Origin of the sequence: Pontibacter rufus (genome assembly GCF_015694705.1) — a bacterium.
Lineage (GTDB): Bacteria > Bacteroidota > Bacteroidia > Cytophagales > Hymenobacteraceae > Pontibacter > Pontibacter rufus.
In genome coordinates this window covers 393632-406657 of record NZ_JADQDR010000002.1, presented here as the reverse complement: position 1 = coordinate 406657, position 13026 = coordinate 393632, and the positions used below count along the sequence as shown (strand labels likewise).

10 protein-coding genes are annotated in these 13026 nt (G+C 47.6%); 9 read left to right on the top strand and 1 reads right to left on the bottom strand.

Going from position 1 to position 13026, the window contains the following annotated elements; genetic code table 11:
• Window positions 1-26 precede the first annotated feature (26 nt).
• Window positions 27-860, bottom strand: a complete 834-nt coding sequence (locus I2I11_RS06015) for a phosphatase PAP2 family protein (protein WP_196266758.1) — start codon at window positions 858-860, stop codon at window positions 27-29.
• 637 nt (window positions 861-1497) lie between these two features.
• Here I2I11_RS06015 and I2I11_RS06010 point away from each other — a divergent pair.
• From I2I11_RS06010 to I2I11_RS05975, 9 genes are all read left to right on the top strand, one after another.
• On the top strand, window positions 1498-2100 hold the full coding sequence (locus I2I11_RS06010) for a hypothetical protein (protein ID WP_196266757.1): 603 nt from the start codon (window positions 1498-1500) through the stop codon (window positions 2098-2100).
• Window positions 2101-2456: 356 nt separating this feature from the next.
• A complete protein-coding gene (locus I2I11_RS06005; protein WP_196266756.1) occupies window positions 2457-3998 on the top strand; it encodes an alpha-N-arabinofuranosidase in 1542 nt (513 codons plus the stop codon).
• 52 nt (window positions 3999-4050) lie between these two features.
• On the top strand, window positions 4051-4284 hold the full coding sequence (locus I2I11_RS21230; protein WP_230679925.1) for a hypothetical protein: 234 nt from the start codon (window positions 4051-4053) through the stop codon (window positions 4282-4284).
• Entirely contained in the window at window positions 4284-4550 is a 267-nt protein-coding gene (locus I2I11_RS06000) for a hypothetical protein (RefSeq protein WP_230679924.1), read from the top strand. The genes I2I11_RS21230 and I2I11_RS06000 overlap by 1 nt, the downstream gene beginning before the upstream one ends.
• A 147-nt stretch (window positions 4551-4697) precedes the next feature.
• Entirely contained in the window at window positions 4698-5879 is a 1182-nt protein-coding gene (locus I2I11_RS05995) for an arabinan endo-1,5-alpha-L-arabinosidase (RefSeq protein WP_230679923.1), read from the top strand.
• A 383-nt stretch (window positions 5880-6262) separates the two neighbouring features.
• Window positions 6263-6502 carry a hypothetical protein gene (locus tag I2I11_RS05990; RefSeq protein ID WP_196266755.1) on the top strand — a complete coding sequence of 80 codons (240 nt, stop codon included), beginning with the start codon at window positions 6263-6265 and terminating at the stop codon, window positions 6500-6502.
• Between the two features lie 851 nt (window positions 6503-7353).
• On the top strand, window positions 7354-10863 hold the full coding sequence (locus I2I11_RS05985) for a PVC-type heme-binding CxxCH protein (RefSeq protein WP_196266754.1): 3510 nt from the start codon (window positions 7354-7356) through the stop codon (window positions 10861-10863).
• 70 nt (window positions 10864-10933) lie between these two features.
• Window positions 10934-11803, top strand: coding sequence for a sugar phosphate isomerase/epimerase family protein (locus I2I11_RS05980; protein ID WP_196266753.1), 870 nt, complete (start codon window positions 10934-10936; stop codon window positions 11801-11803).
• A 60-nt stretch (window positions 11804-11863) separates the two neighbouring features.
• The gene (locus I2I11_RS05975) at window positions 11864-12988 is read left to right on the top strand and encodes a Gfo/Idh/MocA family protein (RefSeq protein ID WP_196266752.1); all 1125 of its coding nucleotides are present in this window, start codon (window positions 11864-11866) and stop codon (window positions 12986-12988) included.
• Window positions 12989-13026 lie beyond the last annotated feature (38 nt).

Here is a 13026-nt window from a genome sequence, read left to right as displayed (position 1 = left end):
TAGTTATTCTTTGAAAGTTTAAGCTGTTAAAAGATAAGCGTAGCATTCAATTGAGCCGATGCCAGGTTAATTTGCGGTGTTAGCAGCAGCTTTTGCTGCCGGTTTTCCAGCTTCCGGTTTGCCCTGTTATACAGGTAGCTTACGCCTTTGGAGCTCAGGTAGCCTACTGCTGCGCCTGCCAGCACATCTGTTGTCCAATGGGCATTGTCATTTATACGTGATAAACCTACGAGTGTCGCCAGGCCATAAGCAATGGGCGAAACATACTTGCTGTCCTTGTAAACCGTAGCAAAAGAGGTGGCCACAGCGAATGCGGTAGAGGTATGGAAAGAAGGCAGAGAACTATTGCCTTTGCTTTGAAAGAGACCGTCGTAAATATGGTTCTCAGTGGTTGTACTTGGCCGGTACCGGTTGAAAGTGCCTTTTAAAACAGTGCTTGCAGCGGTGTTGGCCAGCATACTGCCCAACGAAATAAGCGCTGCCTGCTGCAGCTTCTTATCTTTTGCTATTATGCCGCCCGCAAGCGCTACGCCAACTGCAGGCATCAGATACTTTTGCCGCCCAATTACCTGCGCTCCGCTGGCGATATCGTTTGCTACAACACACCGGTGGCTTTGCATAAACTGTTGTACCGGCTCATCTACAAAAGTATAGGCAGCCGCCCATGTAGCAGCGCCGGCCATTACCAAAGCAACAGTTTTGAGCCTGCGTGCTGATATTTCTTTTCCGGTTTCCTGTGGAATGAGTTCCTGGTAAGTTGTATCAGCTGCAAGTATAAAGTATAGTGCCGTGCTGCTGTCTGCTATCTGTGCCGGCGACTGGGCCTGAGCCGCATGTGTGCCTGTGAAAAATATTGCCAACAAGCATAAAAATGCCAGTCTTAAATTTTTTATTAACAGGTAATATGGCTTCAGCATAAATATGGATAAAGAACTTGTAGAAGTATCGTAATCAGGGAAAGTATAAATTATACTTAGCCCTAATAGGGTGAGATGCTGTTTGACGGCATTTGCAAACGGATAAAATACCCTGTATAAACCGAACATCGCAGCGAATAATTTAAGTTCTGATTACAGCCTGTCAATAAGTTAAAAGTTTTTAAGCCTGCATTGTTTCTGCGCCGTTTTAACCTGCAGCAGCCAGAGGCGAGAAAATGAAAATTAGTATCGCCGCCCTGTTTTTTATTGATGATGAAATAGAGCAGCAGGTTGTATTCTTTCCTGGTAAGGTACACCTCCTGGTTCTATACCTTCACCTGTATGGCATCAGGTATAATTTCTATTTCATTGTAACTATATGATCAAAGTTGTTTGATAGAGTATAATTGGAATACAATGCATAAAATCTATCCCTGAATGAACAGCATTGAGAAAGTTGGAAACACCATTAATGCGCTCCTGGTATGTATGTCTTGTATGGCTTCACTTATTTATCTAAATTAAGAAAAATTTAAACGATTGGTTAAAAACCTGTACTTCTGTTAAAGCAAACACTGTTATGAAAAACATCTTATTCCCTGTTGCCCTGATCCTGGCGGGGTTTAGCACGCAGGCCCAGACAAATATTCCTTCGTCAGAGGTGCAGATAAAAGCGGCCGTGCTGGCTGCCCCGGCCGAGAAACAGGAGCAAGCCACCGTGCTGGGCTATAATCCGCAAGGCGACCTGGTTGTGTTGCGCAAAGGTACCAACGAAATGATCTGCCTGGCTGATGATCCGAACAAGGATGGATTTTCTGCTGCCTGTTATCACCGTGACCTGAACCCTTTTATGGCGCGCGGCAGGGCGTTGAAAAAAGCAGGCAAAACGTCGGAAGAGATTTTTGATACACGTGAAAAAGAAGCTAAAAGTGGCAAACTGCCCATGCCGAAGCAGCCTTCTGCCCTGTATGTGTTCTCAGCGCCTGAAGAGAATTATAACCGCACAACCGGCGAGGTGAAGAACGGATATCTGCGCTACGTGGTATACATTCCGTACGCTACGGCCGAAAGCACCGGCCTGCCGCTGAAGCCTGAAACGGCAGGGATGCCGTGGATCATGCATCCGGGCACGCACGGGGCGCACATTATGATCAGCCCTCCGATGGACAAAGCGGCACAATAAACCTGTGAGCTGTTTCGCTGATAGGAAGGTTTAAAAGTATAAATAAGCAATACCAGTATAATGCTGCAAACCGATGCAGGACAGCCCTGTTCCATATGAAAGAGAAAGTCCGTTGGGAATAGCTACCCGTACGGACTTTCTCTTTAGTGCTAAGATGAATCAGGGTGTCTTCTCTTTTAAAGTATTTTGATTACTATCCTTCGGCTCTTTTCTGGCAAATTAAGCAACAAGTTTTTGTAAAGAAAGTCGCAGGAATGTTTATAAATGTGAAATAAACACTTATATTGAAGCGCTGAAGTTAATTGATAAGGAATTTTATTTTAACTAACCATACCGTATAATTTAATATATCAAGTATGAAAAGAGTGTTATCAGTATGCCTGGCATTTGTCTGCAGTATCTCGGTTTATGCGCAGAACTCGGGTGAGCTAACTGTGCCAGCCAAGCCGGACAGGATAATCAGCCGCCACATTTACGGCCACTTTGCCGAGCATTTGGGCCGGTCGATTTATGGCGGTTTTTATGTGGGGGAGAATAATACTAAAATACCAAACACAAAGGGAGTACGGAATGATGTGGTGGCCGCGCTGAAGAAGCTGAAAATTCCGAACCTGCGCTGGCCCGGCGGTTGCTTTGCTGATACTTACCACTGGAAAGATGGCATCGGCCCCAAAGATCAGCGGCCAACGATAGTAAATACCTGGTGGGGTGGTGTTACAGAAAACAACAGCTTTGGCACCCACGACTTCCTGAACATGTGCGAATTGCTGGGCGCTGAGCCATACCTGGCAGGTAACGTGGGTAGCGGCACCGTGCAGGAACTGGCTGACTGGGTACAGTATGTGAACTTCGGCGGTGTTAGTCCTATGTCGAAGCTGCGCCGCGAGAATGGAAGAGAAGAACCCTGGAATGTTAAGTTCTGGGGCATTGGGAACGAGGCATGGGGCTGTGGCGGTAACATGACAGCCGAATATTATGCCAACGTGTACCGCAAGTACGCCACTTTTGTGTCGGACTGGAACAACACCGGAAACCTCTTCCGCATTGCCTCCGGCGCCAACTCCGCCGACTACCATTGGACGGAGGTGCTGATGAAGAACATCCCGCAGAACCTGATCGAAGGCGTAGCGCTGCACCATTACTCCGTAATTGACTGGCAAAAGAAGGGCCCCTCCACCACGTTTACGGAACAGCAGTATTTCACGACCATGCAGCGGGCACTGTTTATGGAGGAGCTGATACAGAAGCACACAGCCATTATGGATAAGTACGATCCGAAGAAGAAAATTGCTTTGGTGGTGGATGAGTGGGGAGGCTGGTATGAGGTAGAGCCGGGCACCAATCCGGGATTTCTGTACCAGCAAAACACCATGCGCGATGCCATGATTGCCGGTGCTACCCTGAATATTTTCAACAACCACAGCGACCGCGTGCGCATGGCAAACCTGGCGCAGGCCATTAACGTGCTCCAGGCAGTTATTTTAACGGATGAGGAGAAAATGATTCTGACCCCGACGTACCACGTGATGGAGATGTATAATGTGCACCAGGATGCCGCCTGGCTGCCGCTCACGATCAAGAGCGAAGCTTATGTGATGGGTAGCGAAAAGCTGCCGGCCGTATCCGGCTCAGCCTCTAAGGACAAAAACGGGCTGACGCACATATCGCTCGTAAACATAGATGCCAAAAAAGAGCAGGATATTACGATCAGCATTGACGGTGCAAAATATAAGAATGTAACCGGACGCCTGCTGACCTCTGACAAGCTGCAGGACTACAACTCTTTTGATAATCCGGATGCCATCAAGCCGGAGACTTTTAAGGGCGCGAAGTTAAAGGGGGATAACCTGACTGTAAAGCTGCCGCCTTTCTCGGTAGTAGTGCTGGAGTTAAAATAGTGAGCCGGGCCGCAGGAAAAGCTTTAGAAGATAACCAAAAGATGATGTACCGATGAAAGCCTTTCAGAAAACCGGCATACTGGGTTCAATGGTTGTAGGCGCATTATTTGCTATCGCACCGGCCAGGGTAACCATTTCCCTCTCCCTCGGATACGCTGTATACTTGTATGTAATCCAATTATTACCCACAAGTATACAGCAGATCCGGCAGCGCTGGTGCACGATGGCAAGGTATACCTCTCCGCTGGTCATGACGAGGTGCCTGCCGGGCGTGCAGGGTATGTAATGAACGAGTGGCTGGTTTTCTCCTCGCTGGATATGGTAACCTGGACGGAGCATGCCGTGCCGCTCAGGGCTAAAGATTTTAAGTGGGCCATCATCGATTTTAAAGGGAAGTCATACTTCATATACCAGAACGGTGGCGGGGTGCAGCCTCATGGTGGCAGTTTCCGGCGATCCGTTGCCGTTGATGAACTGTTCTATAATCCGGATGGCACTATGAAGCAGGTCGTGATGACATCAGAAGGCGTGAAGCCTGCAAAAGCAGAATAACGCATGTATATAACTACTGTAGCAACTTGCATCAAGGTATAGCAAACTGCCTGTCTTTTGTATTTGGCAGATGCAGGATGTAGAAAAGATCATTGCCAAAGCGAAAGCAGCAGGCAGGAGCAGGATGGCGGCACAAAATGTATATGTATGAAAAAAGAAAGCGGGTTTAGCAATGTGGCTGCTTTTTGCCTCTTAAGCATGGGGAAGTTCTCCTGCGTTAAGGGAAAGGGTTTGGAAGCACCTGACAGAGGCGGCACTACGCTTCCGGTGGTTTCAGTGTCTGGCTTTGATATTAGTAGCCTGGCAAAGATCAGTATACAAAAACTGCTGGCAACATTTATACTTTGGCTGGTTATAACGCCTGTTACCTCTGCTCAGAACAAACAACAGATTTCTGTGCATGATCCGGTTATGATCAGGCAGGACAGTACGTATTATCTTTTTTGCACGGGAAGAGGTATCGCCGTATGGTCGTCGGAAGATATGGTGAACTGGGAAAGGGAAGATGCCGTTTTTGCTAACCCGCCAGCATGGGCAACTGAGGTGGTACCAGATTTTAAGAACCATATCTGGGCCCCTGATATAAGTTATCACAACGGGCAGTACTACCTCTACTATTCGGTATCAGCATTTGGCAAAAACACTTCTGCCATTGGCGTAGCTACAAACAAAACACTACATCCTTCTGATCCTGATTTTAAATGGGTTGATCATGGTATTGTGGTGCAGTCGGTGCCTGGGCGCGACATGTGGAATGCCATTGATCCGAACCTGGTTTTGGACGAGCAGGGCCAGCCTTGGCTTGCTTTCGGATCTTTCTGGGAAGGGCTCAAACTTGTTAAACTGAAGCAGAAGATGCTCTCCATTGCAGACGATCCGCAGGAGTGGCATACCCTGGTGAAGCGCGATCGCTCTGATACGCTGGATGCCAGAGATCCGGGAAATGGCGCTGTAGAAGCTCCCTTCATTTATAAAAAGGGCAATTACTATTACCTGTTTGCCTCATTCGACTATTGCTGCCGTGGGCCTGAAAGCACTTACAAAATGGTTGTTGGCCGGTCTGATAAAGTAACGGGGCCCTATGTAGATAAAGAAGGGAAGAAAATGACGCGGGGCGGCGGCACTTTGTTGCTGGAGGGCGATAAGAATTGGTACGGTGTCGGGCACAACGCTGTTTGTAATTTTAACGGCCAGGATTACCTGATTTTTCATGCATACGATGCAGCAGACAAAGGCAAGCCGAAGCTCAGAATAGAAAAGCTGAGTTGGGATAAAAATGGCTGGCCTATCGTAACCACAAAGCAGACCGCAGCAGGCAGCAAGAAATAGTTAAGTATAAACTGCACAGCCTGTACCTGTTAACTGCTAATTAAGCTACTCCTGTTGCTTACAACCAAATGCCACATTATACCATAAAATTAAAAGTCTTTTTGTGAAATATTTTTTAATTGTCAATAATACGTTTATATTTGGTTAAACACTTACAAGCTTCATCGGGTGAGTTGATGAGTTGAATTTGCATGCTATGTTTTCTGATGTAAGGCAAAACAAAGCAAGGCAGGTATAGGAAAGGGCACTGCTGCTTCTGGCTTGTTATTACAGCATAGGGCAGTATGTTTTCACCTATATAACCCGGGCCCTTACCCAGCGCGAAGCTATAGTGAACGAAGCAGATTGCCTGATCAAATAAGAGTACAGGTTAATTACAGTATATGAGAAAAGAGCTTTTCACAACTCTCACCATAGCAGCAAGAATACTTGCCGGAACAGGCGATGGTTTTGCGCAGCAGGACAGGGTTTTTACAGTAAAAGTAAATGAGGTAAAAGCTGAGGTGCAGCCTACTATGTGGGGGATTTTCTTTGAGGATATTAACCTGGGCGCTGATGGCGGAATTTATGCTGAGTTGGTGAAAAGCCGATCCTTTGAGTTCGATACACCTATAATGGGGTGAAAAGAGCAGAAAAACGGCGGCGCAAACGGAAGTATACTGGTAAACAATCGCGGCGCAGCTAAACTCAGCAACCCACGGTTTGTGCGTGTGGAAGTGCAATCCATGAAGGCAACTATGGGTTGTCTAATGAGGGCTTCCGGGGGATGGGTATTAAGCAGGGAGAAAAATACAACTTCTCGGTATTAGCGCGGCAGCAGGGTGATGACAATGTTGCTTTAACAGTTGAGCTTGTGAATCCGCAGGGCAAGAAGATTGGTGCCGCATCCCTAACTTGAGAATCCTAAGGCGGTAAGCCCTGTTCAGAAACAGGTTCAGGTAAATGGTGAAAAAGTAAAATTGCCATTGCAGCCATACTCTGTTAATGTATTCAGGATAAAGATTTCTTAGAATTCAGGGGCACACCTTCCGTTGCAAAGCGGGGTGCCTCAAAGTATAACAGGTGATGTACAGGGATTGAGGCTGCTTATAAGCAAAAGCTGAAGAGCAGGAATAACCTGGAAGTTCATCATGTATAGTTTGTATGCTAACTGCTGGAACCGGCATGCTACCGGAAATTTGCAGTAACAGGCAAGCTATACTGATACAACAGAAAAAAGAGGCATTCGGCATTTTAGTAACAGATGCTGTGTAACCAGGAAGTCGTTTTTTTCAGAAGCGATGAGTGGCTGCCGGAGCGCTCCGGTAAAACGCTGTAATTCCATGATTTCTACTTAGCAGGAATCAGTCAGTTTTTATGTCGCAACCTGAGTTAAGTTATAACTTAACTATTTCTATTAAGCTGTTTTATAGTCAAATATCTCGTGCCATACATAATTAAAGTTAAGATTCTTGTTAAATAAAAGGCTAATACTATGAGGAGATTACTATACGCTTTAATTCTTAGTTTCCCGATACTAAGCCAGTGTGCCCAAAAAACGCATTCAGAGCAAAGTGCCGGGACCTCGCTGCCGCCAAAGCGGATTGAGATTCTTTTTTTAGGGCATAACAGCAAACATCATGATTCAGAGAAGCTGGCCCCGATGCTGGCAATTCCCCTGTTTCAAAGAGGAATAAACCTGACTTACACCGAAAATCCCGGGGATCTGAACCAGGAGAATCTGAGCAAGTATGACGGGGTAATTATCTATGCCAACCACGATACAATAGCTCCCGGGCAGGAGCAAGCGCTCAAAGCTTTTGTTGAAGGGGGTAAAGGGTTGATACCTATTCATTGCGCCTCTTTTTGCTTCAGAAACTCCGATTGGTATGTAAACACCGTGGGAGGGCAGTTCCTGAGGCATGATACAGCGACATTCACTGCTCAGATTGTGAAACCGGATCATCCTGTGATGCAGGGCGTTTCTGAATTCGAAGCTTGGGATGAAACCTATGTGCATAGCAAGATAAACCCCGATATGACGGTGCTGATGGAACGGGTGGAAGGCGAACATCATGAGCCGTGGACCTGGGTACGCACGCAAGGTAAAGGCCGCGTATTTTATACGGCTTCCGGACATGATGAGCGTAGTTGGGGTAATCCTGAATTTCAGAAGCTGATTGGCAATGGCATTCTTTGGGCCGTAAGTGATGAGGCAAAAGAGCAGTTAGCCAAACTAAACGTACCTACTTTAACCTATGTAGAGGCTAAGGTTCCGAATTATGAAAAACGCGATCCTGCTCCGAAATTCCAGAATCCTTTAGACGCTGCAGCATCTCAGAAATTAATTCAGGTTCCGGCAGGTTTCGAACTGCAACTGTTTGCTTCTGAACCGGATATTGTAAACCCCATTGCCATGTCGTGGGATGAAAAAGGCCGTTTGTGGGTAATTGAAACAGTGGATTATCCGAACTCCGTGCGCGACCAGGAAGGTGTTGGAGATGACCGCATCAAGATTTTAGAAGATACCAATGGTGACGGGAAAGCGGATAAATTTACTGTTTTTGCAGACAGCCTGAATATTCCTACAAGCCTGGTATTTGCTAACGGAGGCGTAATTGTTTCGCAGGCACCGGTTTTCCTTTTCCTGAAAGATACAGATGGCGACGACAAAGCTGACGTGCGCCAAACGATAATAGAAGGATGGGGCGTTAGCGATACGCATGCAGGCCCCTCTAACCTGAAGTATGGTTTAGACAATAAAATATGGGGTACGGTAGGCTACTCTTCTTTTGAAGGAAAAGTAGGTGGTAAAGAAATGTCTTTTGGCCAGGGGCTTTACCGCTTCAGCCCGGATGGCAAAAATTTAGAATACCTTGCCAGAACGAGTAACAATACCTGGGGCCTGGGCTTTAATGAAAACTTCGACATCTTCCTCTCCACGGCTAACAATACCCACAGCGCTTACTATTACATGCCGGATAGTTACATTAAAAGAGTATTGGCAGGGGGAGATGCACAAGGTATAAAGAAGATAGACGGGCATTATGCCATGCATACCATGACACCTAATTTGCGCCAGGTAGATGTGCATGGTGGTTTTACCGCAGCAGCCGGTCATAATTTATATACTGCCCGAAGCTTCCCGCAAGAGTACTGGAACCGTATTGCCTTTGTATGTGAGCCTACCGGCCGTGTGGTACACCAGGCTATACTTGAGCCCGATGGCGCCGGCTACAAAGAGCAAGATGATTGGAACCTGATGGCCAGTTCTGATGAGTGGATGGGGCCTGTGCAGGCAGAAGTTGGTCCTGACGGAGCGGTATGGGTAGCCGACTGGTATGATTTTATTATCCAGCACAATCCAACACCTACGCCTGACCGGGGCGGCTATCAGGCAGAAACCGGAAAGGGAAATGCTTACATCAACCCTCTCCGCGACCATCAGCGTGGCCGTATCTACAGAATCATATATAAAGGTGCGAAACCATACACTCCTGTTCAGCTGGACAGAAACAAACCCGAAACACTCGTAAACGCCCTGAAAAATGATAATATGTTCTGGCGCACCACAGCGCAGCGTCTGCTGGTAGAATCAGGCAATACCGCTGTTGTTCCGGCACTCTACGAAATAGTAAATAACCAGCAAGTGGATGAAATTGGCCTGAATGCGCCTGCAGTGCATGCGCTCTGGACCATGCAGGGCTTGGGCGCTCTGTCAGGCGCTAATCCGGAAGCCTTGCAGGTTGCTGTCAAAGCGCTTTCGCATCCTGCTGCCGGCGTAAGGAAAACCGCTATCCAGGTGCTGCCAAAAAATGAGCAGACTTTGGGTGCTATGCTGAAATTAGGACTGCTACAGGATGCAAACCTGGTTACCCGCTTAGCAGCCCTCTTGGCTGTAGCGGAAATGCCAGCTTCGGATGATGCCGGTAAGGCATTATATCAGGCCAGCCTTGATACAGCTAATGAAAAGGATCCTGCCCTTGCGCAAGCTTTGTTTGTTGCAGCGGCCAAACACCAGCATGGTTTTAAACAGGCCATGCAAAGCGGTGCTGTTCCTCTCCAGTCTGAGTCCGGGGCGGCCAGCCTAACGCAGCGCATTTCCCAAAGCCTCGAGAAGGATATCCGAATGCTGGAAAGATGGGTAGGCATCCCGGCCCTAAGCGCCCCAGATGTGGCAGGCAAAGAAATCACCATTCGGGGTACTGTTAACAAACGGGGAGATAATGTGGTGGATGGTGTGCTGGTGGCGCATGGTGATAACAAAAACGGGTATGCCCTTTATGCCGGAGAAGGCAAATTATACATGCTGGTAAAGCAGCATGGTAAGGCTTCCACAATTTCTGCTCCGCAGCCGCAGGCAGAAGCATTCAATGTTGTGGCGCAGTTGAAACAAGGCGGCAAAATGGTCTTGCAAATAGATGGGCAGACCGTAGCGCAAGGAAAAGCAGCTGGTTTGTTTCAGGAGCAGGTGCCATATGATATAAGGGTGGGCACAGACAGGAAGGGAGACATGAAGGTGGGCCCTTATAAGGATGATTCGGGATTAAATGGAGGTTTCTCTAAAAGCTTTATAGAGGTAAGTGCTGATAATAGCAACCAAGCCGGTAGTGCCGTCGCGGAAGCGGATGTTACAGTGAATATAAAGGTGATTAAAGAACAGATGAAGTTCAATAAGGAATCATTCACTGTAAAAGCTGGGCAAATGGTAGAACTTGTGCTGGAGAACCCTGATTTTATGCAGCACAACTGGGTGCTGGGTAAGATAGGAACTATGGAAAAAGTAGGAGCCGCAGCCGATAAACTGGCAAGAGACCCGAAAGGTGCAGAAAAGAACTACGTACCGCGTATTCCGGAAGTGCTGGCCGCTACTGAGTTGGTAAACCCTGAATCAAGTACCATTATACGCTTCAGAGCCCCGGATAAAGTTGGTGACTACCCTTATGTATGTACGTTTCCGGGCCACTGGCGCATTATGAACGGTGTGATGAAAGTTGTAAAATAGACAGACGATGTTTCCTGAGTCTTTTATGGAAATAACAGATGTCTAACTAAACTCAACTCAAATTCAAACCATGAGCTTAGATATAAAATTTGGTGTCAGTACCTGGCTGTGGACGTCACCCTTCAGTACTGAAACTGTTGCGCTCTTCCCTAAAATAAAGCAGATGGGCTACGACGTGGTGGAAATTCCGGTGGAGGACCCTGCGTTGATAGATGTTAAAAAAGTAAAAGAAGCATTGCTGCAGAATGGGTTGGAGCCCGTCATTTGCGGGGCCTTCGGCACCAGCCGCGATCTGACCCACGATGATCCTGCCTTCCACCAGACCAGCTTTGCCTACATACAGGCGTGCCTGGATATTTGTACAGCGTTAGGAGCCGGATTTTTTGCCGGGCCCATGTATTCGGCTGTAGGCAAAGCCCGTCTGGTTTCTGCTGAACAAAAGCAGGTGGAGTGGGACAGGGCTGTGACGAATCTGCAGAAGGTCTGCCGGATGGCAGAAGCCAGGGGATTGCAACTGGCCCTGGAACCGCTTAATCGTTTTGAGTCCGATCTTATCAACACGGCTGAAGATGTGATGCGCCTCATCCGGGATATCAATCATCCGGCTGCCATGGTATTGCTCGATGGATTTCATATGAACATCGAGGAGCCTGACATAGAAAAGGCCATTTTACTGGCAGGTGATAAACTGCGCCATGTGCAGGTTTCAGAAAATTACAGAGGCACTCCCGGCACCGGCCAGACGCGTTGGGATGCCTACAAACGGGGGTTGACCGCTATCAACTACAGCGGGGCTGTGTCTATTGAGAGTTTTACGCCTGAAGTTAAGGAACTTGCCGGCGCAGTGTGTATCTGGCGCCCGCTGGTACCCAGCCAGGATATGTTTGCCAGTGATGGATTGAAGTTTTTGAAAAATTGGGCTGAAAGCGCAGAATCTTAAATAGGAGCAGCCCCCTCTCTTGTGTTAACTGATGTGTTCAACTTTACTGCATAATTTCTTATGAGTCGAAAGAAAATAAATATCGCCATTATTGGATTGGGCTTCGGTGCTGAATTCATTCCCATTTACCAGAAACATCCTGATGCAAACATGTATGCCATTTGCCAGCGCACGCAAAGTAAAGTGGATGAGATAGGAGATGCTTTCGGGATTGAAAAAAGATACACGGACTACAATGAACTGCTGAAAGATCCTGATGTAGACGCGGTACATATCAATACGCCTATTCAGAACCATGCAGCGCAATCGCTTGCAGCTTTAAGGGCAGGTAAGCACGTGGCCTGTACGGTGCCAATGGCGACTACGGTGGAAGAGTGCCGTCAGATTGTAGAGGCAGTACAGGAAACCGGACTTACTTACATGATGATGGAAACAGTGGTGTACAGCCGTGAGTTTTTGTTTGTGAAGGAGATGTACGAGAAAGGGGAGTTGGGCAAAATTCAGTTTCTCAGGGCCTCACATCAGCAGGAAATGGCTGGCTGGCCGGGCTATTGGGAGGGGCTGCCGCCCATGCACTATGCTACGCATTGTGTGGGGCCGGTATTGGCTTTGCCAAAGGCGGAGGCTGAATATGTGTCCTGCTTCGGCTCTGGCCGCATCGACGAGAACCTTATTACCAAGTATGGATCTCCTTTCGCCATCGAAACCTGTCATATTAAATTCAAAGATTCGGATCTCTCTGCTGAGGTAACACGTTCGCTGTTTAACACAGCGCGTCAGTACCGTGAGAGTTTTGATGTATACGGTTCCAGAAAGTCTTTTGAATGGACACAAATTGAGCACGAGGACAGCGTAATTCACACTGGCGAAACCCCTGAGCGGGTGAAGATTCCTGATTATGCCCGCTTATTGCCGGAAGAAATTCAGATGTTTACCAAAGCGGGCGTTTATGATTCAGAGAGCAACCAGCACTTGTCCTTCATTCAGGGTGCCGGCCATGGCGGTTCGCACCCACACCTGGTTCATGCGTTTATAAGTGCCCTTACAGAAGGTCGCCAGCCTTACCCGAATGCACAGCAATCCGCCAACATCACGTGCGTGGGCATCCTGGCCCACGAATCTGCCATGAAAGGTGGTGAGATTATTTACCTGCCGGAGTTTACGTGGTCCGGAGTTCCTGCATAAAGGTGATGGCGTGATGCCATTCCATACTTACCAGTATT

Excerpts from the sequence above, each read along its gene's own strand:
- I2I11_RS06000 (WP_230679924.1), top strand. The coding sequence starts at position 4,284 with ATGAACGAGTGGCTGGTTTTCTCCTCGCTGGATATGGTAACCTGGACG.
- I2I11_RS05995 (WP_230679923.1), top strand. The coding sequence starts at position 4,698 with ATGAAAAAAGAAAGCGGGTTTAGCAATGTGGCTGCTTTTTGCCTCTTA.
- I2I11_RS06010 (WP_196266757.1), top strand. The coding sequence starts at position 1,498 with ATGAAAAACATCTTATTCCCTGTTGCCCTGATCCTGGCGGGGTTTAGC.
- I2I11_RS05980 (WP_196266753.1), top strand. The coding sequence starts at position 10,934 with ATGAGCTTAGATATAAAATTTGGTGTCAGTACCTGGCTGTGGACGTCA.
- I2I11_RS05985 (WP_196266754.1), top strand. The coding sequence starts at position 7,354 with ATGAGGAGATTACTATACGCTTTAATTCTTAGTTTCCCGATACTAAGC.
- I2I11_RS21230 (WP_230679925.1), top strand. The coding sequence starts at position 4,051 with ATGAAAGCCTTTCAGAAAACCGGCATACTGGGTTCAATGGTTGTAGGC.
- I2I11_RS06005 (WP_196266756.1), top strand. The coding sequence starts at position 2,457 with ATGAAAAGAGTGTTATCAGTATGCCTGGCATTTGTCTGCAGTATCTCG.
- I2I11_RS05990 (WP_196266755.1), top strand. The coding sequence starts at position 6,263 with ATGAGAAAAGAGCTTTTCACAACTCTCACCATAGCAGCAAGAATACTT.
- I2I11_RS05975 (WP_196266752.1), top strand. The coding sequence starts at position 11,864 with ATGAGTCGAAAGAAAATAAATATCGCCATTATTGGATTGGGCTTCGGT.